Genomic DNA, 23,742 nt, shown 5'->3' on the forward strand with positions numbered 1-23,742 from the left:
CCTGCTCGGCGAAGTCCTGGAGTCTGGATCCCTCCGCCGCGTCGTGCGGTGAATCGTCCGGACCGGTCCCTTGCAGGAGGATCCATGAACCAACGTTCGTTCGGTCCACGCGGCCGCGTGGTCAGCCCGCCGCGCGGCGCGCGCTCACACGCTGTCTCTTCTCTTCTCACCCTCTCTGACTGCATCTCACCCGTCACCCTGCTCTGCGGCGCGACAGCGCTGCTCATGGCCTGTTCCGGGGGAGAGCCGGCGCGCGATCCCGGGGCTTCCGCCGGCGGAGGCGGCCAGACCGCCGGTGGCGGCGACTCCTCCGGCAGCGGCGGCGACTCCTCCGGCGGTGGTGGACAGGCCTCCGGCGCTGGCGGCGAATCCTCCGGCGGCGGCGGACACGCCTCCGGCGCTGGCGGCGAATCCTCCGGCGGCGGCGGACAGGCCTCCGGCGCTGGCGGCGAATCCTCCGGCGGAGGCGGGGCGCCGCCGGATCCCTGCCCCGAGCTCGGCGCGGGCACGGTATCGCCCGAGCTGGACATCAACATTCCCGCCAGCGCCCCGCACCCTCACGACCAGTTCACCCCCGCGCTGGCCTCGGATGGGACCAACTTCCTGCTCGTCTGGTCCGACGACCCCTCCTTGACGGACAACGGACGCGACGTCCTCGCCGCGCGGGTCGCGCCGGACGGCACGGTGCTCGACCCCGAGCCCCTGGTCGTCGCCGCCGGGGCCGGCGACGAGGGCGTGCCGGCCGTCACGTTCGATGGAACTCATTATGTGGTCGTCTGGGCCGATGACACCGGCTTCTACGGAGACCCGTACGCCGCAAGCGACATTCGCGCCGCCCGGATCAGCCCCGACGGCGCGGTGCTCGATCCCGGCGGCTTCGTCGTCAGCAGCCCCGAGCAGCCCGACTCCTGGCCCACCGCGGTCTCGCTCGGGGCGACGACCGTGGTGGCCTGGACCGCGCAGGACGACGGCCTCCGGTTCACCCGCCTGTCGCCCTCCGGCGAGGTCCTCGATCCGGGCGGCGTCCCGGTCGGCTCGGGCCCCGTCGAGGGCCGCGCGGCGCTCGCGAGCGACGGCGCGGGCGCGCTGCTCGCCTGGGAGGAGGACGGCGCGCTCCGCGCCGCGCGCGTGAGCGCCGACGGCGCGGTGCTCGACCCCGGCGGCGTCCCGATCGCGACCGGCGGCGGATGGCAGCCGGTCGCGGCCTTCGACGGCGAGCAGTACTGGATCGTGTGGAAGGGCGACGGCGTGCGCGCGGCGCGCGTGACGCCCGGCGGCGCCGTGCTCGATCCCGAGGGCATCCCGATCCACGCGGGCGGGAGCGGCGAGCTCACCAACGTGGCGGCCGCCGCCGACGGCGAGGAGCTCCTCGTCGTCTGGGCGACGCCCCACGCGACCGATCCCGGCGTCACCGTCGACCTCCGCGCGACGCGGGTGAGCCGCGCGGGCGCGGTGCTCGATCCCGGCGGCGTCGTCGTGGCCTCCGGCTCGCCCATGTACACCGAGGCCGCCCTCGCGGCCGGGGACGACGGCGCCTTCGTGGCCTGGATGCAGGGCGGCCTCGAGGCGCCCTGGGACATCTTCGGCGTGGCGCTGCGCGGGGCGACGCCCGACGCGTCCGGCCCGGCGCCCATCGCCGTCACCCCGGCGGATCAGTCCTGGCCGGCCGTGGTCTTCGACGGGCAGAGCTATGTCGTCGTCTGGTCGGACAGCCGCACGGTCAGCCGCAGCATCCGCGCGGCCCGCGTCAGCGCTTCGGGGGACGTGCTGGACCCCACGGGCATCCTCGTGGCCGACACGCCCGTGTACGACGCGGAGCCGCTCCCCGTCTTCGACGGTCGGAACACGGTGGTCGTCTGGAGGGCGTACGACTGCTGCGGCGCCACCGAGCTGTACGCGGCCAGGTTGAGCCCCGCGGGCGTTCCCCTGGACGCCACCCCGATCCGGTTGCCGTCGATCCGCACGAACCTCGACTTCATGGTGGACATGGCCGTCGCCTCGGACGGGCACGGCGTGATGATCGCGGTGATCGACGAGCTCGGGGAGATCGAGCTCATCCACCTCGATCAGGCGGGAGGGGCCGAGCTGCTGCCGCCCTCGCCGCCGGAGATCGTCGGGAGCTCCGTCTCCCTCGGCTTCGACGGCACGAGCTACCTCGTCACCCTGGGCGTGTCGGACGGCATTGGAGAGCCGGGCAGGCCTCTTCACGGGGCCCGGGTGAGCCCGTCCGGGGAATGGCTCGACACCACGGCTTTCCGCATCGCGCGCGAGGGCGCGACGGCCGCGCTGCGAAAACCTGCGGCCATCACGCGCCACGGCGACGGCAGCCTGGTCGTCTGGGAAGAGGAGAACGACGATGGGATCGGCCTCTATGCGGCCGAGATCGGCCCCGACGGGGCCGTGCGCCAGCCCGGCGGCGTCTTGTTCGCCCCGATTGACGACGCGGCCGTGGCCGAGCCGGCCGTGGCCTCGGACGGCGCGCGCGCGGTCGCGGTCTGGCAGCACACCGGCGAGGCCGAGAGCGACGTGCGCGGCGCCGAGCTCCCGGCCCTCGGCGCCGAGCCCGAGGTGCTCACGGTCTCCGCGGATCCGGCCCGGGAGCTGTGGCCGCGCGTGAGCGCCTGCGGTCCAGCGAACGCCCTGGTGACCTACGCGCGACGCGGGTCCACGGGCGCCTTCGATGTGCGCGGTCGGCTGCTCGGCGGAGGCTGAGGCGCGGCGCGCCGCGCCTCCGGAATCCCTCGCCTGCGCCCGATCGGCCCGCTGTCCCCGGGACCGTGGGCTAACACGACTGCGGGAAGTTGCCCCGGCTCAGCAGAAGAACCGCCAAGGCATCAAGGCCGCCAGGAGGAGAGGGGGAGGGCCGTCCCAGCATTTCCCCCTCCTGTTCCCCTTATTTCTTGGCGTACTTGGCGGCATGGCGGTTCGCTTTCCAGGCCGACTTCCCGCAGTAGAGCTAAGCTCCGCGCCCGATGGAACGACTCTTCTTTTTGCTCTCGGGCGCCTACGGGTTCCTCGGGGTCGCGCTCGGCGCCTTCGGCGCCCACGGCCTCAAATCGAGGCTGGGCGGGCTGCCGGACGGCGCGCAGCGCATGGAGTGGTGGCTGACCGGCTCCCAGTACCACCTCATCCACGCGCTCGCGCTCGCGCTCGCCGCCCACCTCGCCGCGCGGACCGGCTCGACGGCGGCCACCGTCGCCGGCTTCTGCTTCGCGGGCGGGGTGCTGTTCTTCTCCGGCAGCCTCTACGTGATGACCCTGACCGGCACCCGCGTCCTCGGCGCGATCACGCCGTTCGGCGGCCTGCTCCTGCTCGCGGGGTGGGCCTCGGTGATCGTGGCAGCGCTCGGGCTCGCGAAGGGCTGATCAGGGGCCGAGCTTCACCAGGTACCCGTCGGTCTCGCCGCGCGAGGTCACGGGTCCGCCGCCGAGGTCGACGGTGCCGCGGAAGGAGCCGACGGCGAACACCTCGCCCTCGGGGCCGACGGCCACGCCGTCCGCGCGCTGCATCTCGGGATCCCCGATGTGGCGGCTCCAGAGGTGCTCGCCGTCGAGCCCGAGCTTCGCGATGAAGATATCGCCCCCTTGCCGGTATCCCTGGGCGTCCGCGGTCGTGCCCTTGCTGGTCAGGACGGCGCCGTCAAAATCGATGTTGCCGAGGAACGTGCCCGTGATGACCGCGTTCCCCGCCGGATCGGACGCGACCGACGCGACGTCCTGGAGCTCGGAGTCGCCGAAGCCCCGGCTGTAGAGGTGGTTTCCCTCCGGATCGAACTTGGCGACGAAGAAGTTGGGCCTCGTGCCGAGCGCGACCAGCGGGCCGCCGCCGAAGTCGACGCTCCCCTGGAACGTGCCGCCGAGGAGCACGTTGCCCTTGGGGTCGAACGCCACCTGCGACGCCGCGTCGGCGAGGCTGTCGCCGAACGACTTCCGCCAGAGCACGGTGCCCTGGGGCGAGAGCTTGCCCACGAAGATGTCCCTTCCTCCGCTGGAGACGAGGGGCCTGCGGACCTCGCCGAGCCAGAGGTTCTCCTCGAACGCGCCCGCGATCGCGACGTTGCCCGCCGCGTCCACCGCGAGCCCGCCGGCCCCGACGAAGGCCCGTTCATCGTCGATGTACGTGGTGAAGACGTGATTGCCCTTCGCGTCGAGCTTGGCGAGGTAGACCGCGTTGCCGCTGAGCGCGTCGCCGACCGGCCCGCCGCCGAAATCGGCCGTGCCGCCGATCGAGCCGGAGATGAGGACCGCCCCTGTGCCGTCGACGGCGACATAGCTCAGCTCCTTGACGTACTGATCCCCGAAGCCCTTGCTCCAGACGTGGGCGCCGTCCTCGCCCGAGAACCGCGCGAGCCCGAGCCCGCCATTGCTCACCGGCAGCGGCCCGCCGCCGAAATCGAGGTCCCGGAAATAGCCCCCTCCCACGAAGAGCTCTCCACGGCTGCCGATCGCGACGTGCTGGCCTCCCGACAGGCTCAGCCCGAACGACTTGCTCCAGAGGTGCTTTCCCTCCCGGTCGTACTTCACGAGGTACGCAGCGGAGCCTTGCCCTGCGGTGATGGGACCGCCGCCGAGGTCGATCGCGCCGGCGAACCGCCCGATCACGATCGGGTTCCCCTTCGGATCCACCGCCACGCTCACGGCCGAATCGAAGCCGTTCTCCCCGATCTGGAGCGCCCACTGAAATCGCCCCGGCTCGGGCGTGGTCTCCCCTCCCCCATCGCCTCCGCTCCCGCCGCCGCCGGCGGCGTCGCTCCCGCCGCTGCCTGCCGCGTCGCTGCCGCCGCCTCCCGCCGCGCCGCCGCCTCCCGCCGCGCCGCCGCCTCCCGCCGCGCCGCTGCCGCCGCCTCCCGCCGTGCCGGCGCCGCCTCCCCCCTCGCCGATGTCATCGCTCCTGTCGCCATAGTTCCGCACCTTGGGCGAGCAGGCGAGTGCGCCGACGGCGGCGGCCGAGAGCATCACGAGGACGCGAACATGAGTGCTGCACTTGAGTGAACGCATCCCGCGAGTATACACGGGGAGTGAGGGGGCCGGACGCCCGCTGAAAAGCGCACGTCTCCGGCGCGGCCGACACCGTCGATCAAGCGGGCGGGTCAGGCGTCCAGCGGCTTGAACACCTCGTAATCGAACCGCTCGTAGGGAGGCGTCACCTTCTGCCGGCGTTGATCGTACCGCTCGAGGCAGCAGGCCTCTCGGTCGACGCGCATCCCGCGCTCCTCGATCCAGCGCGAGAGCCCCATGTAGGTCGCCTCGATGGCCTCGGCGGCCCCCTCGATCCGGGCCGTCGCATACGTCCGCGCCGGGAGCACCAGCGGCGTCAGGCCCTCCGGGAGCGCGCCGCACACGCTCACCTCGGCGCACACCCAGTAGGTGTAAGCGCCGTCGCGGCCCGCGCGCTGGTGATCGCTCTCCGGGAAGGCCCCGTAGAACACGTTCCTATCGACGAGCTGCGGGACGGCGTCGAGGCGGTCCACGAGCGCGATCCACGCCAGGGGGACACGGTGGCTCAGCTCACTGCGCCGCCCCACCACCTTGATACCGACCAGGGTGAGCTCGCCCCGGGACACGATGGAAACGTTCACGCGCTCTCCTCCTTGGAAACGACGCACGAACGGTGCACCTTGAACCAGGTTGAAGCTCAAGGAGAATCGAGCCGCATGCTGACGATTTCCCAGTTCGCAGACCAGAGCGGCATCTCGCCGAGCGCGCTGCGCTTCTACCAGCGCAAGGGCCTCCTCGTGCCGGCCAGCCGGCGCGAGAACGGCTACCGCGTCTATGCGCCCGGACAGGTCGCCGACGCCCGCTTCCTCAGCAGCCTGCGAGCCGCGGGGATCTCCCTCTCGGCGATCCGTGAGTTCCTCCGCCTGGACGGCCCGGCGCGCGAGGCGATGCTCGGCGCATGGCGGCGGGAGATGGCGGCCCGCCTGCTCTCCCTGCAGATCGCGGATCAGTACCTGCGGGGCATGGGGGCGTCGCAGCCCCCGCTGCACCTGGAGCACTGGAAGGAGCCGTCCGTCCTCGTCTGGTTCCCCGCGACGGCGCCGGAGGGCCCGCTGCCCTTTCGCGCCGACGTGCTCGCGCGCAAGAGGGAGCTCTTGCGCCGGGGCATCTCGGTGCTGACCAGCGGATACGTTCGCACGCTCGACCTCGTGGACGGCCAGCTCCACGGGGAGGTCGGGTTCCGGATCCAGCCCCGCCGGCGGCTGCCGCGGGGCGCGAGGCGTCAGGACGTGCCGCCGACGCTCTTCGCCACCCTGGAGTGCGCCGCCCGCGACGAGAAGGCCGCCCACCGGGTGTTCCGCTTCCTGCACGAGCTCGGCTTCCAGCCCGAGGGGCTCCACCTGGAGCGCTACCTGCCCGGAGCCCCGGACGGCTACCTGCTCATGATCGCCGTCCAGCGCATGCAGCCAGCCGCGTTCGCGGCGGAGCGCCGAAGTGGGGTCTGACGAACGAGCGAGCAGCTCGGGACTGACCGGGTGCGTAACCCGCGGGCGATCGCGCCGGCACGTCAGCGCGCGCGCCGCGTGCCAGGGCGGACTGTGGCGCGGAACGAGCGCATCGTCTCATTGCGTCATCGCGACGCCTCGTCAGCGCGTCCGAACGGCTGCTTCGTCGCCGCCGGATCGAGCGGGCCGAGTTGAGCAACGAGCCCTCGCGCCTCATCGACCCCGAACGCGGCGATCATTCGTTCCTGGAGCTCACGCAACTTCGCGTCGACTGACCTTTCAGGGCCAGGAGAATACCTCGAAGCAGAAAAGAGCTCAGGCGTGGTCAGCTCAATCGCGTACGCCAACGCGGCCCGCTGCTCCGCGCTCAACGAAGGATGCTGCTCACGGTAGCGCTCGAACTGTGAACGAAAGAAGACGCTCCTCACCTCGGGCGTCTGCGCTGCAAAGATAGCCTTCCTGTATTGCGGAGGAAACCGGACGAGCTCATCGTATGTCGAGGGCAGACGATCACGGTTCGCTGCGATCCAATCCTGGACCTTACCGCCATCGTCCTCGGCAGAAATCCCATCAGGAGCCAGCTGAACAGATGTCGTTTCACAGCCGAGACCACACGCCATCGCGACGTGTATCGACATGACCAAGAACATCGAGCAAATACATCCGGTGCGCATCATCGCTCCCTCATTCCGATCTGCGTGCTGTTTCGGCACAGAACCGCCGGACCGCCGGCCTTTTCCTTGGTCGAGCTTTAGACTCGGACATGAATATCCAATGAATCGGCAGATGTCAAGTGGCTCGCCCAACAATCCACCGCGTTACCGTCGATTGCATTTACCGCTTCAACTACCAAGCTGGACCGATATCATGTTCCCAAGGGCGCAAACGAGTGGAGACGCAATAAACGAAGAGGAACCTCGCCGCGTCCCAGCCAGGCGAGATAGTATGACAGCACCCAACCTCGCGAGCGACTGCGCCCCTCGACGAGGAGTCATCTAGAACACCGGGCAGGTTGAAACCCCGTGAAAATGCCGGGCTTCATGCCCCGCCGCGCGTCACGAAATGTCGGTGCCCCGGTCTTCAGGCACGCTGCCGTTCATGCAGATTCGTAAGGTGGCTTACTTGTTGCAACTTCAACCTGTTCGGTGCTCTAGTACTACACCGCACGTCGCGGAATCTCCGCGGATTTCGATGAGCGGGCGGACGATCGTGACGCTTGGCTCGTCCGCACACTGGGTGGGGCCCAGTTCGTTCGGTGCTCACCGACATGCGGCTGTAGTACTACTAACACAGCCGCACGTTGACACGTGCCGGACGAGCCGGGGCACGCCATCGCGTCCAGTCCGAGCGTTGCGATCATCCGTCCCCAGGCTGGAATCCTCGGCGATTTTTCGATGTACGGCTGTCCTACTCGTATAGCGTCTCCTAAGTTCTTCCGGGGTTTACGTAGCCAGAAAACTCTGCGATGTCGTGCAGACACGGCGTCGCCGAACCCGGGACGAACTTAGGGAACGAAGAACTAGAGCACCAGCCGGTTTTAAGGACTGCAAACAGGCTGGAAAGCATGAGCCACCGCGCTCCATCAGCCACCGCAGCATCAACAAGCAGCCACGCACGGCGCGCCATTCCGAAACTCAGCATAGCCACTGAAGCATCAAACCGCGCGGCGCCTCAATTCAGCCACACCAGCCGCAAATCGCTCAGCACTTTAGCTCAGCTACACCAACCATTGCACTCATAAAGCAGGAGCGAACCACAACCGAAGCTCAATTTCGTACATGGCCGCGGGTACTGATACGTACAATGATACGGATAACTACAGTAATCCGATTGAGTACTACACGGACATTCAGCCACTCGATTTGCGTTTGCAGCAACAAAGTTGCCCGCAACCGGAGCAAAAATTTGGTCAGCAGCAACCAGATCCAGCGGACCAAATATCGCCAACAGCGCGCGCGCCTCCTCGAAGCCGAACGCAACCTCGGCGTCGTTCATAAGCTCTCGGAGGGGCGCGTCGACCGCTTCGTTCCAGTTAGGAGAGTCCCTATCAATAGAAAACAGCTCGGGAGACGCGAATACAATCGCACGTTCCACCACGGCCTGCTGCGCAGGCGTTAACGATGGACGACGTCGAGCATATACCTCAAACCGCTCTCTCCAGAGCGCACTCCTCATTCCAGGAGAGTGCGAAGAGATAATGGCCTTTCGATATTGAACCGGAAAACGAACAACATCACGAAAAGTCGATGGCAGCGCAGTTCTATTCGCTTCGAGCCAGGCGTCCACCTTTTGACAACCATCTTCGGGGCTCACGCCTTCCGGGGTCGCCTCCACCAGTCCCCCGGATCGTTCCTGACTCTCATCATCAGCCGCACCGCACGATGAGACACTGAGAGCAACACCTACCATGATCACGGCACAAATAGATCCAGTTCGCCTCATTACAATCTCTCTGTGTTGCACATTGTCAACATTGCCGAGACGCATGATCCCTGCTCAGCCGTCCAGCTAACTTGGACCAAATCGCCGCCCCGGCACCCAAGTGTGCCTTATACATCCCCCTCAAGCAGAGGCATCCCAGCACACAAAAATCACATTGTCCAGACTTTTTGGGACAAGACACAAGCGCACATTTCTGCCTTCGCGGCACCGCATCAAACAGCTCGCCCACCGCGTTCCGCGGCAGGATGACTCAGCCGCGATCCGCTGGTACGGGCCTCGCGAGCTTGAGCCGGAACGCCGGATACCTTGCCTTGATGTGACGGCGCATTGGGTTGGACAAAGATGCGCTGTGCCGGATGGAAGCGGCGGCGCTCTCTCACATCGCGGGTCGCCTTCGCGAAGCTGCGCGGGTGCCTGGCCTCGCCGAAGCGGGCGCCGATGTTCTCGTGCTGGGGACCGGTCCGAGAGCGACAGCGCCGGGCCGCACCTGAACGGCAAGAACCAAACCCAGGCCCTTCAGCTCGAGTCGCCCGACCGGCCCCGCGCCAAGGGGCACGTAAAGTCTGTTTCCCCGCTCAACCGCGCTCGGCTCACATCGCGGTTCCAGCAGCAGTGCTGACCGCGCGCCCGCGCTCGACCGCCGCCGGTGTGACCGGCGCGAGCGGGACGCCGTCGCGGTAGATGACCACGTTCCCGAGGACGGCCGGGACGCGCGGCCCCGGCGTGACGATGCCGACCAGGTTCAGCGGATCGCACGCGCAGATCTGGACGATCTCGCCGGACGGCGGCTCCCGCCGGACGGCGCGGAGCGCGTCGAGCGCCTCGGGCAGCGCGAAGTGCTCGCCCACGAAGCCGGCGACGAGGTGCCCGCCCCGGAGCTCGCCCGCCATCTCGAGCCGCCGGTAGACCCGGACGAGATCGCGCCACGCTGGCGGCCGCGGCTCGCGCGCGAGCAGCTCGCGGCAGACCACGCCGTAGCGGCGGAGGTACTGGTGCGCGAGCGCCTCGATCACGTCGGGGCCGTCGCTCCCCTCGCCGGCGCCCTCGGGCGCCCCCCCGGGAGCCGCCGCGTCCTGGCGCGCCCGCAGGAGCGACCACCGGCCCGACGCGACCGGGCCCGCCCGGCGCCCCCCGCCCCGCAGCCGCCCGGCGCCCAGCGCGACGCCCGCGGCCCCGCCGTCGCCGAGCAGCGAGCGCAGCGCCGCGAAGCCGTCGCCGGTCACGAGCCCCGCGGCCACGAGCTCCCAGAGCGCCTCCTCGACCTCGGCCCGCGACCGGCCCGCGCCCGCGGCGAGGTCGTCGAAGAACGACGCGCCCGCGCGCGACAGGAAGGACAGCACGCCCTGCGCCGCCTCGGAGAGCGGCGCCGGCGGCGGCGCGCCCTCGGGCTCCCGCGGCGCGAGCAGCCACGGGAGATCGCGGCGCAGCGCCAGCGTGATCGGCGCCGCGCGCGTGGGGGCCGCCGCGTCGCGCGGGACCACGCGGCCCCAGGCCACCTCGCCGGACAGGCAGAGCGCGTCGAGCAGCCGCTCGTCGTAGCCGGCCACGCGCGCGGGCAGCACCTCCCGCTCCCACGCCCCGGCGGCGAGCTCGAAGCCCTGGAGCTGCTCGATCACCCGACCGAGGCCGCCGGGCCCGCGCGCCTGGGTGCCCGGCCGCACGCCCTGCCACGCGAGCAGGAACCGGAGGAGCTCCGCCGCGGTCGCCGGCTCGATGGCCTTGCGCAGGCCCGTCACGGTGCGGCGGTGGATGCGGGCGAGGAGGCGGCGATCGCACCACTCGATCGACAGGTCGCCCGCCGCGCCCGCCGCGCCCGCCGAGGCGCCGCCCGCCGGCACGTCGCCCGCATCGCCCGCCCCGGCCTGCGCCGCCCGCGCCGGCGCGCTCGGCCGGAAGCGCCCCCGCAGCGCGCCGCCCGAGAGCTCGATCCGCGCCAGCGCGGCGAGCGCCTCGGACGCGGGCACCTCGAGCCGCCGCGCCAGCTCCTCGGTCGAGACCGGCCCCGCGCCGCTCAGGAAGCCGCGCACGAGGGCCACGATCGCGTCGCCTCGGTCGACCCCCGTGGCCGCGCGCAAGGCGGGCGGCACGGCGACGTCGGGCGCGAACACGGCGCCCGGCCAGATCGCCTCGACCAGCGGCCGCCGCTCGGTCGCGACCCAGCGCGGCGCGCGCGGCGCCCCTGCCCCCGGCGCGGGCGGCGCCGCGGACCCCTCCGCCGCCCTCCCCGCGGACACCTCCGCCGCCCTCCCCGCGGACACCTCCGCCGCCCTCCCCGCGGCGCACAGCGCCTCGAAGAGCCGCGCGAAGCCGCCCCGGATCCCCTCGTCCGCGGGGAGCGCGACCCGGTCGAGCAGGAGCTCGTGCAGCTCGTCCGCGTCGCGCGCGTCCGGCCGCGCCTCGGCGACCACCTCGGCGATGACCTCCGGATCGAGCCCGCCCAGCCGCTCGACGACCTCGGCCGGGAGCCCGCGCCGCACCCGGACGGCGCGGGCGCGCCGCTCCTCCAGCGGGGCGTCGTCGAGGAAGGCGTAGGGGTTCGCGTTCAGGATCTCGTGCGAGAAGACGCTCGGCTCCGGCGTATCGAGCGCGACGACCCGGATCGCGCCGCTCCGCACGCCGACGAGGAGCGCGCGCAGCCCCTCGACATCCATCAGCTCGACCAGGCAGTCGCGCAGCGCCTCGCGCACGAGCGGGTGGTCCGGCGGCTCGATGTGCGCGAAGAGCCCGTGGTTGTCCTGGCACCCCTGCTGCTCGGGGAAGATCGAGAGGAGCAGGTCGTCGGCGCGCATGCGCTGGAGCGCCGGGGGCACCCGCCGGCCCCCCCGGTAGCGGAGCAGCGCGAGCGCGCGGTTCGCGGCCCAGCGGAAGCGCGTGCGGAACATCGGCCCCTGGAGCGCCGCCTGCACGAGCACCTCCTCGAGGCCCTCGGGGCGGACGAGATCGAGCACCTCCTCGACCGGCAACCCGTGCTCCGCCGACAGCGAGAGCAGCACGCCGTCGTCGGTCGCGGCCGCCTGGAGCTCGAAGTCGAACGAGCGGCAGAACCGCTTGCGGAGCGCGAGCCCGAGCGCGCGGTTCACGCGGCCGCCGAGCGGCGTATGGACGACGATCTGCTGCCCCCCGGCCTCGTCGAAGAAGCGCTCGACCACGACCGTCGCGCCGCCCGGGACCGCGCCGAGCGCCGCGCGCCCCGCCTCGATGTAATCGCGCACGAGCAGCGCGCCGCGCTCGTCGAGCGCGCACGCCTCCATGAGCCACCGCGCCGTCCTCAGCCGGCCCTGCTCCCGGAGCGCGCGCTCGTCCAGCCCGCCGGTTCCGGCCGCTGCCCCGGCCTGCGCGCCCCCGGCCCTCTCCTCCTCCAGGCGGGCGGCGATCTCGGCGCGGAGCGCCGCGACCTCGGCCGACAGCTCCGGCGTGCGCGCGGGCGCCTCGCCGAGCCAGAACGGCACGGTCGGCGCGGCGCCGTGGGCGTCCTCGACCCACATCTGCCCGCCCTCCATCCGGAGCACGCGCCACGACGTGTTGCCCAGCAGGAACACGTCGCCCGCGTTCGACTCGATGGCGAAGTCCTCGTCGAGCGTGCCGACCTTGGTGCCGTCGGGCTGGAGCAGGACGTCGACGGCGGCGAGATCCGGGATCGCCCCGCCCGAGGTGAGCGCCGCGAGGCGCGCGCCGCGCCGCCCGCGCAGCCGGCCGCCGAGGGCGTCCCGGTACACGAGCGCCCCGGCCCGCTGCCGCGCGCCCCGGGCCGCGGCGGCGCCCTCGTCGGCCGCGCCCGCGGCGCCGCCCGAGATCATCGCCACGACCGCGTCGAAGTCGCGGCGCGACAGGCCTTCGTACGGCGCGGCCCGGCGGACGAGCGCGTAGAGCCCCTCCTCGTCCCGCTCCTCGCACGCGCACGCGGCGATGATCTGCTGCGCCAGCACGTCGAGCGGCCCCTCGCGCGCCGTCATCCGATCGAGCTCGCCGCGCCGCGCGGCGCGCACGATCGCCGCGCACTCGACGAGCTGGTCGCGCGTGAGCGGGAAGAGCCGCCCGCGCGGCGTCGCGGAGAGCGCGTGGCCCGAGCGCCCGACGCGCTGGAGCGCGACGTTGATCGAGCGCGGCGAGCCCACGAGGCAGGCGAGGTCGACCGCGCCCACGTCGATGCCGAGCTCGAGCGACGCGGTCGCGACGACCACGCGGAGCTCGCCGGCCTTGAGCCGCCGCTCCGCGGAGAGCCGCCGCGCCCGCGACAGGCTGCCGTGGTGGGCCGCCACGACGTCCTCGCCGAGCCGCGCGGCGAGCGCGTGGGACACCCGCTCGACCAGGCGGCGCGTGTTGACGAAGACCAGCGTCGACCGCGCCTCCGCGGCGAGGGCCGCGAGGCGGTCGTAGAGCTCGGCCCACTGCTCGTTCGTACAGACCGCGCCGAGCTCGTCGCGGGGCACCTCGATCGCGAGATCGAGGTCGCGCCGCTGCCCCACGTCCACGATCTCCGGCAGGTCGCGGGCGCCGGAGACGAGCCGGGCGGCGATCTCGACGGGGCGGACGGTGGCGCTGAGGCCCACGCGCTGCGGCCGCGGGCCGCCGCGGCCGACCACGAGGTCCTCGAGCCGCTCGAGCGAGAGCGCGAGGTGGGCGCCCCGCTTGTCGCCGGCGACGGCGTGGACCTCGTCGAGGATGACGGTGCGCACGCCCGAGAGGGCGCGCCGCCCCGACGCGCTCGTGAGCAGGATGAACGCCGACTCCGGCGTGGTGACGAGCACGTGCGGCGGCCGGGCCGCCATGGCGCGCCGCTCCTGCGCGGGGCTGTCGCCCGTCCGCACCACCGCCCGGATGCCCGGCCGCGGCAGGCCCGCGGCCTCCATGGCCGCGGCGATCTCGGCGATCGGCTGCTCCAGGTTGCGGTGGACGTCGTGGGAGAGCGCCTTGAGCGGCGAGATGTAGAGGACGTCCGTGCGGTCGTCGAGGGCGCCGCGCTCCGCGTCGCGGACGAGCCGGTCGAGGCAGAAGAGGAAGGCCGCGAGCGTCTTGCCGGCGCCCGTCGGCGCGCAGATCAGCGTGTCGCGGCCGGAGGCGATGACCGGCCAGGCGCGCTCCTGCGCCGGGGCGGGGGCGCCGAACCGGCTGCGGAACCAGCGGTCCACGACGGGGTGAAACATCCGTTCAAGGGTAGCCGACGGGAGGGAGCGGCGAAAGCGAGAGCCCCGGCGCCCCGGACCGCCGCTCACGGGGCGCGCGATGGCCGCGCGCGATGTGCTATCGGAGGCGTCGAGGCGGGCCCAGGCCGAGCCTCTGGACGACACCCCGCCCGCCGCCGAACCCCCCTGATGGTCGAGCTGAATCTCCTCCCCGCCGCCGCGACTCCAGCTCGCGAACTGACCGACGACGAGGTCGCCCTGCTCCGGGAGGATCTTCACTACGGCCCCGTGGACGACGGCACGTTCGACGCCCTCTACGCCGCGCCGATTCGCGACAGGTCCCAGCAATACTGGACGACCACGGCGGTCGCCCGGCAGGCGGCCTCGCTGTTCGCGCGCCACGACGCCCGACGGGTGCTCGACGTCGGCTCCGGACCCGGCAAGTTCTGCCTCGTCGCCGCGTGCACCCGACCGGACATCGAGTTCACGGGGGTCGAGCACCGGGCTCACCTCGTCGAGGCCGCTCGAGCGGCTGCGCGGCGCCTCGACCTCGACAACGTCCGGTTCTTCCGAGCCGACGCGACCGACGCTCCCTGGTCCGGGTTCGACGGCTTCTATCTTTACAACCCGTTCGCCGAGAACCTCTATTCGACCGACGATCATCTCGATGACACCGTGGAGCTCTCCCGGCGCCGCTTCATGGACGATGTCGGGCGAGTGATTCGCTGTCTCGCCGACGCGGCGACGGGCACGTGCGTCGTGACCTACAACGGCTTTGGCGGCCCCATCCCCGCGACGTTCGAGCTCGTGCACGCCGAGCGGGCAGGCTGCGACTGGCTTCGCCTCTGGGTGAAGCGGCACGAGACGGCGAATCCCGAGGATTACTACCTGGAGGAAGACGACGGCGTGACGCTGGTCCGTGGCGCGCTGCCGGACCTCAAGGAGAGGCTCGCCGCGCTGCTGTGAGCGCCGGCACGCGCGCCGCCCAGGGAGATTTCGAGCACCGAACAAGGCCGGACCGAGCCGGGCGGCCGAGGGTGGGTGCAGCGCTGGGCGCGACGAGGAGCCCTGCTGAAGCAGAGCGATAAGGAGCAACGACGCGATGCGCCCGCCCTCGGCCGCCTGGCGCGGGAGGTCTTGAGAGGCGCTCCTAGCCTCCCAGGCGCGCTGGCCCAGGAACGGCCAGCTCCACGACATCGCGCGTAAGGAGCCCCCAGCGTCGATTGCCGAACCAGACCGGCTGCGCAAAGGTCACGACCGGCCTCGTCTCCCCATCCGGAGTGATTTCCTCCGCGATACGGTATGCGAGCTCATCGAAGCTGAGCTCCGAAGCAGATTCCTCCCCATCAGAGAAGCAATGCTCCCCAAGAACCCGGATGCCCCCCTCCCTCGTTGCTTCCCAGCGGAAGGTGTCCACCTCACAGGTCACGTAGTGAGCGAGCTCGATCCAGCCCGTCCCGTTCTCTTTGAATACAAGGAACGTATCTTCCTGCGCGCCCGGGCCGTACAGGCAATCTATCGACCAGCTCCCGACAAGCGGATGCATGGATAGCTAACGCCGTCGCTCACACGCGGCCGGAGGCCGCCGGGTACAATGCCTTGCTGGGCCGCATCCGCCCCCGTCTGGAGAGCGCTTCGGAAGCCGTCTTCGCCGCGAGGACGTTCTCGATCCAGCGGTCGAGGGTCGCGACGTCCGAGCATGCCTGGATGCGCGCGCTCTCGTTTTCGTCGAGCGCGATCCCTGCGCGCGCAGGCAGCCGCAGGAGGGTTTCCTTCCTGCCCTTGAGCTCACCCTCACGCATGCCGCGATCGATGAGCTTCTGCACGAACGGGGGGAGAGTCGCCTCGCCTTCGATCTGCCGTTCCATGACCAACGCCTCCAGAGCCTGCTGCAGGGTCACGCAACCCGTCCCAGATGAGCCGAAAGTAGACCATCGCGTGCTCCTGGTCGAGCCGGTCCAGGGCCGCGAGCGCCGCCTGGAGCACGGTGAGCCCGCTCGGCCCGTTGGCGGGCCACAGCGGCCCCTCTTCCTATTCCAGCGGATGAGCCGCATCTCTCCGCAGCCTACCTCCGTATTCCCGGGGACAGGCCGCGACCTCTGCGACCTGCTGACGCATGTCCGAAGCTGGGCCGGCGTACCACGGAGGGGGCGTGGTGTCGCCCCCTCCGCCATGGCGCCGCCACCCGCTGAGCAAGATCTCTCGCCGCGCTCTCCCGTCGTTTCGTGTCGGCATGGGCCGTGCCCAAGGCCGCTGTCATGCCGACGCTCGAGCACAACGCCCTCGTCGAGATGTTCCGTGAGCGCCCGGAGCTCGCGCCCCATGTCCTCGCGACGCTCTTCCATGTCGAGGTGCCGCCGCACGCCTCGGTTTCGGTGGTCGAGTCGTCGCTCGACCAGCTCATCCCGGCGGAGCTCCGCGCGGACCTGGTGCTCGAGCTGCGCGACGCGAAGGGCGCGCTCGTGCTGGCGATCGTCCTCGAGGTCCAGCGCGACGTGGATCCGGACAAGAAGTTCTCGTGGCCGATGTACGTCACGGGCGTGCGCGCCAGGAGGCGCTGCGCGACGGTCGTCCTCGTGGTCGCGCCGGACGCCGCCGTGGCCGCCTGGGCGGCGGAGAGCATCGACCTCGGCCTGGGCGTCGGCAGCATCAAGCCGCTGGTGCTCGGTCCGGCCGTCGTCCCCGAGATCACCGACCCGGCCGACGCCGAGAAGGAGACGGAGCTCGCCGTGCTGTCGGCGGTGGCGCACGGCAACGGGCCGAACGGGCTCACCGTGCTCCAGGCGGCGCTCGCGGCCCTGGGCCGGCTCGACCAGGAACACGCGATGGTCTATTTTCAGCTCATCTGGGACGGGTTGCGCAAACCCATGCAGCAGGCTCTGGAGGCGTTGGTCATGGAACGGCAGATCGAAGGCGCGGCGACTCTCCCCCCGTTCGTGCAGCGGCTCATCGATCGCGGCAAGCTCGAGGGCATGAGAGAGGGCATGAGAGAGGGCAAGCGCGAAGGCATGCGCGAGGGCGAGCTCAAGGGCATGCGCGAGGGCGAGCTCAAGGGCATGCGTCAGGGAAAGCTCGAGGGCAAGAAGGAAACCCTCCTGCGGCTGCTTGCGCGCGCAGGGATCGCGCTCGATGAAAACGAGAGCGCGCGCATCCACGCGTGCTCGGACGTCGCGACCCTCGACCGCTGGATCGAGAACGTCCTCGGCGCGAAGACGGCTGCCGAAGTGCTCTCCTGACGGGTCGCGGATGCGGCCCAATGAGGCATCGCACCCGGCGGCATCCTGCCGCGCGTGAACGACGGCGTTGGTCCGGACAGGGCAGCGTCTTTCCCGACCCCCCACAAGGTTCCGGCGGTCGCCCCGAACGGCAACGGCTACCTCGTGGTATCCTCGTGGGAGTCGCCATCGGTCGAGCATGGGTATGAGATCCTGGCGACGCGCATCGATGCGATGACCAGCGCGTATCTCGATGACCCCCGTCGTGATCATGACATCGCTGCCATGGCAGGCACAGAGCGCGTGTGTCGTGCTCAAGGGTCTCATCGTCCACCGACGAGCTCGCGGACTCCGCGCTGCGTCGGGCTCAGCCGGCGCTCCTACGACCGCCCGAACCTGAGGAGCAGCCCGAGCCACCCTCTCCCGAGGTACAGGCCGTTGATCAGCACGTAGATCCAGAAGAACACGTCGAGCCGGCCCGCGAGCGCGAACGCCCAGATGTGGCTCGGGTAGTGGTTCAGGAAGCGCAGGAACGTCGTCACGAGCGCCGCGGCCCGCGCGACGGGCGATCGCGGACGCTCGTCCGAGACCGTCTCGTAATAGGCCGAGACCGACGTCTCCTTGCCGCTGATCTCCGGCCGGCGCACGAAGTTGGTCAGCGAGATGGCCGAGGCGATCACCCCGACCCCGACCACCCCCGCGAGCAGGAAGCGCGGGTCGCCGGCCGCCCACAGGCCGCCGTCGAGCCCGAGGCCGCCGCCTCGGTAGAAGCGCACCGCCAGCGCGCCCGAGAGCAGCACCGCCTTGAGCTCGTCCGTGAAGAAATCGAAGAGGTGCCCCTCCTTCGACGCGAGCTGCTTGTGGCGCGCGAGCATCCCGTCGGCGCAGTCGAAGAGGTAGCTCAGCTCGAGCACGCCGATCGCGACGAGGCCCCCCGCCGTCGTGGGCAGGCCGATGAGCAACGCCGCCGCGACCACGAAGATGGCGAGGTTGAGCAGCGTGACCTGGTTCGGCGTGATCGAGGTCCGCGCGAGGAGCGCGACCACGCCGCCCGCGAGCGGGCGCATGAAGTAGGTATTGAAGAGCTGATCGTGCTTCTTCCGCGTGGCCAGGTAGATGCGCTTCGCTTCGCCGAGCATGGCCGGCGCATCCTAGTACACGGCGCCGTCCCGGCCGGAAGCTTGACGGCCGATCGACCGCGGCTCGGCGGCGCGCTCCCCCGGCCCGACGGGGCGCTCGCCCCCCGGGCCCCGGGGGATGCGGCCGCGTCCGCCGCCCGGCGCGCCGCCGATGCCTCGCGCCGCGGTCGGATCTCGGATGCGACACGGGCGACCCACGCCGGGCGGGCCGGCCGAGCAACTTCCCCCGCGCGACGAGAAGGTTTATCAGGGGATCTCCCAAGAAGGGCCTGCCCTCCACGGATCGAGGCGAGCCAGCGACGCGACCGCCGTGGTCAGTCACGCACGGAGGAGCTCGGATGAAGCGTTCTTTTCGCGGTCTCACGCTCTCGCTCGCGCTCCTCGCGGGCTCGCTCGCGCCCGCGCGGGCGCACGCCGGCCAGCGGCCCGCCTTCAACGCCTACCTGCTCGCGCAGAGGCCGTCGAACGCCGCGGCAGACCGGCTCGCCAGGGTCCGCGAGCGCGCCGCGCGCGCGGGCGGGGTCGTCACGGCCATCGACGAGCAGCGCGGGGTCCCGACCTTCCTCTGGGCGACCCGCGTCGCCCCGCTGACCCGCGCCGCGGGGATCTCCCCCGAGGCGGTCGCCCGGCACTACCTGGGCCGCTTCGCCGACGCGTACGGCCTGTCCAGGGCCGCGCTGGGCTCGGCGCACGTGGTCCATGTCCACGACATCGGCCAGGGGCCCGTCATCGTCACCCTGCGCCAGCGCGTGGCCGGCGCCGAGCTGTTCCAGACCGAGGTGAAGGTGCTCCTGCGGCAGGGCCTCGACCTCGTCGCCATCGCCGGCAACCTGCACCCGGCCGCCGCGCCCAGGAAGACCGGCGCCGGCCGCGGCGCCTTCCGCCTCGCGCCGGCCGAGGCGCTCGCGCGGGCGCTCGAGGACCTCCACGGGATCCCCGCGGGGCCGAGCGGCGTCGTCGAGGCGCAGCCCGCAGGCGGCTACCGCCTGTTCGAGCTCGCGCCCGGCGGCGCCCTCGCGGCCGCGAGCCTGCACCTGGTCGGGCCGGCCCGCGTGAAGCAGGTCCATTTCCCGATGCCCGATACGCTGGTGCCGGCGTACTTCGTCGAGCTCGTGTCGGGCGACGCGAGGTCCGTCTCCTCCGACGCCTACGCCTACGTGATCGCGGCCGACGACGGCCGCATCCTCTACCGCCGCAGCCTGGTGGCCAGCGACGCGTTCAACTACCGCGTCTGGGCCGAGACCACGGGAGACGGGCGGCCGCTCGACGGGCCGCAGGCCGATTACACCCCGCACCCGACGGGCTTGCCGGACGGGAGCGAGCCGGACTTCATCCCCGCGCCGCTCGTCTCGATGGAGGGGTTCAACACGAACCCGGACGGCGCGGTCGATCCGTGGCTGCCCGCGGGCGCGGTCGAGACGCTCGGCAACAACGTGGACGCGTACGCGGACCACCACCCCCCCGACGGCTTCTCGGAGGGCGATCTCCGCGCGACGATCACCGCGGAGAGGACGTTCGACCACGTCTACGACACCTCGCGCGATCCGCTGTCGAGCGCATCCCAGACCATGGCCGCCGTGACCCAGATGTTCTACGTGACCAACTGGCTGCACGACTGGTACTACGACTCGGGCTTCGACGAGGCGGCCGGCAACGCCCAGCAGGACAACAAAGGGCGCGGCGGCATCGGCGGCGATCCGCTGCACGCCGAGGCGCAGGACGGCGCCATGACGCCGGAGAGCCCGCGCAACAACGCGAACATGCTCGCGCTGTCCGACGGCGCCTCGCCGCGGATGCAGATGTATCTCTGGAATACCCCGGACGCCCGGCGGACGCTGACCATCCAGCCGGGCGGCGCCAGCCTCGACACCGGCACCGCCACGTTCGGGCCCGCGAGCTTCCGCCTCGCGGGCGAGGTGGTCCTGGTCGACGACGGGGTGGATTCGATCCCGGACGACGCCGCGGATGGAACACGGGACGGCTGCGAGGCGCCCATCCACGACGTCGCGGGCAAGATCCTGCTCGTCGATCGCGGCGTCTGCACCTACAAGCAGAAGGCGGTGAACGCCCAGGCCGCCGGCGCGCTCGGCGTCCTCCTCGCCAACGACGTGGCCGGCCCCGCCCCGGGCATGGGGAGCGGCGCGCCCGCGGACGTCGCGGTGAGCATCCCGATGCTCTCCATCTCGCGCGACGCGGGGGACCGCCTCAAGGCCGCGCTCCTCGAAGGGCCGGTCACGGCCGAGCTGGAGCGCGTCGCCGGCGTCGCGCGCGACAGCGGGATCGACAGCACCGCCGTCGCCCACGAGTGGGGGCATTACCTCCACCACCGCCTGACCCGCTGCGGCACCGAGCAGTGCAGCGCGCAGAGCGAGGGGTGGGCCGACTTCATCGCGCTGCACATGGCGATCCGCGAGGGCGACGACCTCGACGGGACGTTCGCGACGGCCATCTACGCCGCGCGGGTGATGGGAGACAGCGGCTACCGCGGCGGCCGCCGCGCGCCCTACTCCGTCGATTTCGACAAGAACGCGCTCACGTTCCGGCACATCGCCGACGGCGAGGAGCTCCCCGCGCATCCGATGGGCGCGGGCAGCGGGCTGGAGAACTCCGAGGTGCACAACGCGGGCGAGATCTGGGCGCTGATGCTGTTCGAGGGCTACGTCGCGCTGCTCCGGCGGGAGGAAGGCGGGCGCCGCGTCTACACGCACGACGAGGCGCGGCGGCTCATGTCGGACCTCATCGTGGCCGGGATGAAGCTCGCGCCGGTGGACGCGACCTTCACCGAGCAGCGGGACGCCCTGCTCGCGGCGGCGGCCGCGCGGAGCGAGGCGGACATGCTCGCGCTTGCGGGCGGCTTCGCCCGGCGCGGGGCGGGGACGTGCGCCGTGTCCCCGCCGCGCGCGTCGATCGACTTCGTCGGCGTGGTCGAGAGCTTCGAGCTCAAGCCGTGGAGCTCCCTCTCGATGGGCCAGCCGGCGGACAGCGTGCGCTCGTGCGACGACGACGGCTTCCTCGACGCGGGCGAGCGGGGCACGGTGACGTTCGAGGTGCACAACGCCGGCCCCGTGCCGCTCGTCGGGGCCGAGGCGACCGTCACCTCGGCGAGCCCGCACGTGACCTTCCCGGGCGGCGCGGCGATCGCCGTGCCGGAGGTCCCGCCGTTCGGCGCCGTGACGGTCGCGTTCGACGTCCGCGTGGACGACGCCGTCGCGGACAGGGCGGCGCTGGAGCTCCGCGTGGAGGTCGCCACGCCCGGCGCGTGCGAGCCGAGCGTCGCCGGGGTCACGGGCGCGCACCTCAACGTCGACGACGTGCCGGGCGCGTCGGCCGTCGAGTCGGTCGAGAGCGAGGCGCCCGTCTGGACGAGGGAGGGCGACGCGGCGGAGGCCGTCTGGTCGCGCGAGAAGACCGGCGCGGTGAACCACGCGTGGCGCGGGGTCGATCTCCCGAGCCGCTCGGACACGCAGCTCGTCTCGCCCCCGCTCTCGGTCGGCGCGGGCGAGCCGCTCGTCATCACGTTCACCCACCGGTACTCGTTCGAGATCACGCCGGCGGGCGAGGTCCCCGCGGCGATCCACTGGGACGGCGGGGTCATCGAGATCAGCGACGACGACGGCGCGACGTGGCAGGACATCGCCGCGCACGTCGACCCCGGGTACAGCGGCCCGATCGGCAACGATCCGGAGGAGCCGTCGGTGAACCCGCTCGCCGGTCGACAGGGCTTCGTCGGCGCGAACGCGGCCTGGCCGGAGCCGGAGCGGGTCACGCTGGATCTCGGCACCGCGCTCTCGGGCAAGACGGTGCGGGTCCGCTTCCGCATCGGCACCGACGCCTACGTGGGCGACTTCGGCTGGGAGATCGACGACATCGAGGTCCGCGGCATCGTCGACACGCCGTTCGGCATGCTCGTCCCGGACGCGTCCCGGTGCGGGGATGCGCCCGCCGGCGAAGGGGGCAGCGGGGCAGGAGCGGGCGGCGCAGGGGGCGCCGCCGCGGGCGGCCCCGACGCGCCGACCGACGGCCCCGCGCCGCCGTCGGCGAACGACGACGGCTGCGGCTGCGAGGTCGCCGGAGGGCCCGCATCGCGGGCCGCCGGGTCGCTCGCTTCACTCCTGGCCGTGGCCGCGCTCGGGCTGCGGCGGCGCCGGGGCGGCGTGCGCCGCTGGACGAGCTAGCACCGCGCGCGCTGCCAGGCGACGATCCGCGTCACCGCCTCGTCGACCTGCTCGACCGGGGCCGCGAACGACAGCCGGACGTACCGCGCGCCGCCCACGCCGTCGAAGTCCGTGCCCGGCGTGAGCGCCACGCCCGTGTCGGCGAGCAGCCGCGCGCACCACGCGACCGAGTCGTCCGTGCCGACGTCGGCGTACAGGTAGAAGGCGCCGTCGGGCGGGGCGACCTCCCAGCCGAGCTCGGGCAGCCGCCGCAGCAGCAGGTCGCGCGCGGCCGCGTAGCCCTCCACCAGCCGGTCCGCCTCGGCGTACGCCTCCGGGGTCAGGGCCGCGAGCGCCGCGTGCTGCGCCAGGGCGGGCGGGCACAGCGCGAGGTTCCCCGCCAGCGCGTCGACCGGCGGGACGAGCTCCGGCGGCAGCACGAGCCACCCCAGGCGCCAGCCCGTCATGGCCCAGTACTTCGAGAAGCTCGAGACGACCACGGCGCCCGCGTCGCCGTGGCGCGCGGCCGTCGCCTGGCGGCCGGCCCACGCGCCGTACGTGATGCCGTGGTAGATCTCGTCGCTCACGAGCCGGACGCCGCGCTCCGCGCACCAGCGCGCGATCGCGTCGAGCTCCGCGGCGTCGATCATCGTGCCCGTCGGGTTCGCCGGGCTCGCCAGGACCAGGCCGTCGAGCCCGCCGCGGCCGTGCGCGGCCGTGAGCTGCGCCGTGGTCGGCTGGAAGCGGCTCTCCGGGCCGCACGGCAGCTCGACCACCTCGACCCCGAGGGAGCGGAGGATGTTCCGGTACGCCGGGTAGCCCGGGCGAGCGAGCGCCACGCGGTCCCCCGGCTCGAACGCCGCGAGGAACGCGAGCAGGAACCCGCCCGACGACCCGGTGGTGAGGGCGACACGCGACGGGTCGAGGTCCACGTCGTACCAGCGGCCGTAGTGCTCCGCGAGCGCGCGGCGCAGCGCCGGGATGCCGAGCGCCTCGGTGTACCCGAGGTCGCCGCCCGCGAGGAGCGCCGCCGCCCGCTCGCGCACGACGGCGGGCGCCCCCGCGCCCGGCTGGCCCGCGCACAGGCTGATGACCGGCTCGCCCGCCGCGCGCCGCGCGTTGGCGGCGGCGAGCACCTCCATGACCGCGAACGGCGGCACCTGCGCGCGGCGGCTGATCCTCACCCGGCCCTCCTGCCGCGCCGGCGACGTGCCGCGCCCCCCCAGC

Annotated in this window: 15 protein-coding genes; 6 read left to right on the forward strand and 9 right to left on the reverse strand. The window is 72.0% G+C overall.

The genetic code is table 11. The features are described from left to right. Positions 1-84: 84 nt before the first annotated feature. Both WMF31_RS24285 and WMF31_RS24290 read left to right on the forward strand, forming a co-directional pair. A complete protein-coding gene (locus WMF31_RS24285) occupies positions 85-2,712 on the forward strand; it encodes a hypothetical protein (RefSeq protein WP_436604221.1) in 2,628 nt (875 codons plus the stop codon). A gap of 260 nt (positions 2,713-2,972) precedes the next feature. Continuing rightward, on the forward strand, positions 2,973-3,365 hold the full coding sequence (locus tag WMF31_RS24290; protein ID WP_436604222.1) for a DUF423 domain-containing protein: 393 nt from the start codon (positions 2,973-2,975) through the stop codon (positions 3,363-3,365). Here the strand turns inward: WMF31_RS24290 and WMF31_RS24295 are convergent, their stop codons facing one another. Continuing rightward, complete coding sequence (locus WMF31_RS24295; protein WP_436604223.1) at positions 3,366-4,997, reverse strand: hypothetical protein; 1,632 nt, start codon at positions 4,995-4,997, stop codon at positions 3,366-3,368. Positions 4,998-5,089: 92 nt separating this feature from the next. Next, complete coding sequence (locus tag WMF31_RS24300) at positions 5,090-5,578, reverse strand: GyrI-like domain-containing protein (protein WP_436604224.1); 489 nt, start codon at positions 5,576-5,578, stop codon at positions 5,090-5,092. A gap of 75 nt (positions 5,579-5,653) precedes the next feature. Between WMF31_RS24300 and WMF31_RS24305 the strand changes: the two genes are divergently transcribed. Continuing rightward, positions 5,654-6,442: a MerR family transcriptional regulator gene (locus WMF31_RS24305; protein WP_436604225.1), complete on the forward strand. Its 789-nt coding sequence runs from the start codon at positions 5,654-5,656 to the stop codon at positions 6,440-6,442. Positions 6,443-6,567: 125 nt separating this feature from the next. Here WMF31_RS24305 and WMF31_RS24310 read toward each other — a convergent pair whose 3' ends face one another. From WMF31_RS24310 to WMF31_RS24320, 3 genes are all read right to left on the reverse strand, one after another. Continuing rightward, positions 6,568-7,119, reverse strand: a complete 552-nt coding sequence (locus WMF31_RS24310) for a bacteriocin fulvocin C-related protein (RefSeq protein ID WP_436604226.1) — start codon at positions 7,117-7,119, stop codon at positions 6,568-6,570. 1,036 nt (positions 7,120-8,155) lie between these two features. Beyond that, complete coding sequence (locus WMF31_RS24315; RefSeq protein ID WP_436604227.1) at positions 8,156-8,929, reverse strand: bacteriocin fulvocin C-related protein; 774 nt, start codon at positions 8,927-8,929, stop codon at positions 8,156-8,158. Between the two features lie 545 nt (positions 8,930-9,474). Next, a complete protein-coding gene (locus WMF31_RS24320) occupies positions 9,475-14,028 on the reverse strand; it encodes a DEAD/DEAH box helicase (RefSeq protein WP_436604228.1) in 4,554 nt (1,517 codons plus the stop codon). A gap of 168 nt (positions 14,029-14,196) precedes the next feature. Here WMF31_RS24320 and WMF31_RS24325 point away from each other — a divergent pair, with 168 nt between their 5' ends. Next, a complete protein-coding gene (locus WMF31_RS24325; RefSeq protein ID WP_436604229.1) occupies positions 14,197-14,973 on the forward strand; it encodes a methyltransferase domain-containing protein in 777 nt (258 codons plus the stop codon). A gap of 184 nt (positions 14,974-15,157) precedes the next feature. Here WMF31_RS24325 and WMF31_RS24330 read toward each other — a convergent pair whose 3' ends face one another. Both WMF31_RS24330 and WMF31_RS24335 read right to left on the reverse strand, forming a co-directional pair. Then, complete coding sequence (locus WMF31_RS24330; RefSeq protein ID WP_436604230.1) at positions 15,158-15,553, reverse strand: hypothetical protein; 396 nt, start codon at positions 15,551-15,553, stop codon at positions 15,158-15,160. A 19-nt stretch (positions 15,554-15,572) separates the two neighbouring features. Next, complete coding sequence (locus WMF31_RS24335) at positions 15,573-15,908, reverse strand: hypothetical protein (protein WP_436604231.1); 336 nt, start codon at positions 15,906-15,908, stop codon at positions 15,573-15,575. A gap of 357 nt (positions 15,909-16,265) precedes the next feature. On the opposite strand from WMF31_RS24335, the gene WMF31_RS24340 reads away from it, so the two are divergent. Further along, positions 16,266-17,243: a hypothetical protein gene (locus WMF31_RS24340; protein WP_436604232.1), complete on the forward strand. Its 978-nt coding sequence runs from the start codon at positions 16,266-16,268 to the stop codon at positions 17,241-17,243. A 359-nt stretch (positions 17,244-17,602) separates the two neighbouring features. Here the strand turns inward: WMF31_RS24340 and WMF31_RS24345 are convergent, their stop codons facing one another. Beyond that, positions 17,603-18,361 (reverse strand): CDP-alcohol phosphatidyltransferase family protein, encoded by a 759-nt coding sequence (locus WMF31_RS24345; protein ID WP_436604233.1) that lies wholly within the window; start codon positions 18,359-18,361, stop codon positions 17,603-17,605. A 338-nt stretch (positions 18,362-18,699) separates the two neighbouring features. Here WMF31_RS24345 and WMF31_RS24350 point away from each other — a divergent pair, with 338 nt between their 5' ends. After that, complete coding sequence (locus tag WMF31_RS24350; protein WP_436604234.1) at positions 18,700-22,536, forward strand: M36 family metallopeptidase; 3,837 nt, start codon at positions 18,700-18,702, stop codon at positions 22,534-22,536. Here WMF31_RS24350 and WMF31_RS24355 read toward each other — a convergent pair. After that, on the reverse strand, positions 22,533-23,699 hold the full coding sequence (locus tag WMF31_RS24355) for a pyridoxal phosphate-dependent aminotransferase (RefSeq protein WP_436604235.1): 1,167 nt from the start codon (positions 23,697-23,699) through the stop codon (positions 22,533-22,535). The two genes, WMF31_RS24350 and WMF31_RS24355, sit on opposite strands and share 4 nt — an antisense overlap. Positions 23,700-23,742: the final 43 nt, after the last annotated feature.

The organism is Sorangium sp. So ce1036 (assembly GCF_051369805.1).
In the GTDB taxonomy this organism is placed as follows: Bacteria; Myxococcota_A; Polyangia; order Polyangiales; family Polyangiaceae; genus Sorangium; species Sorangium cellulosum_F.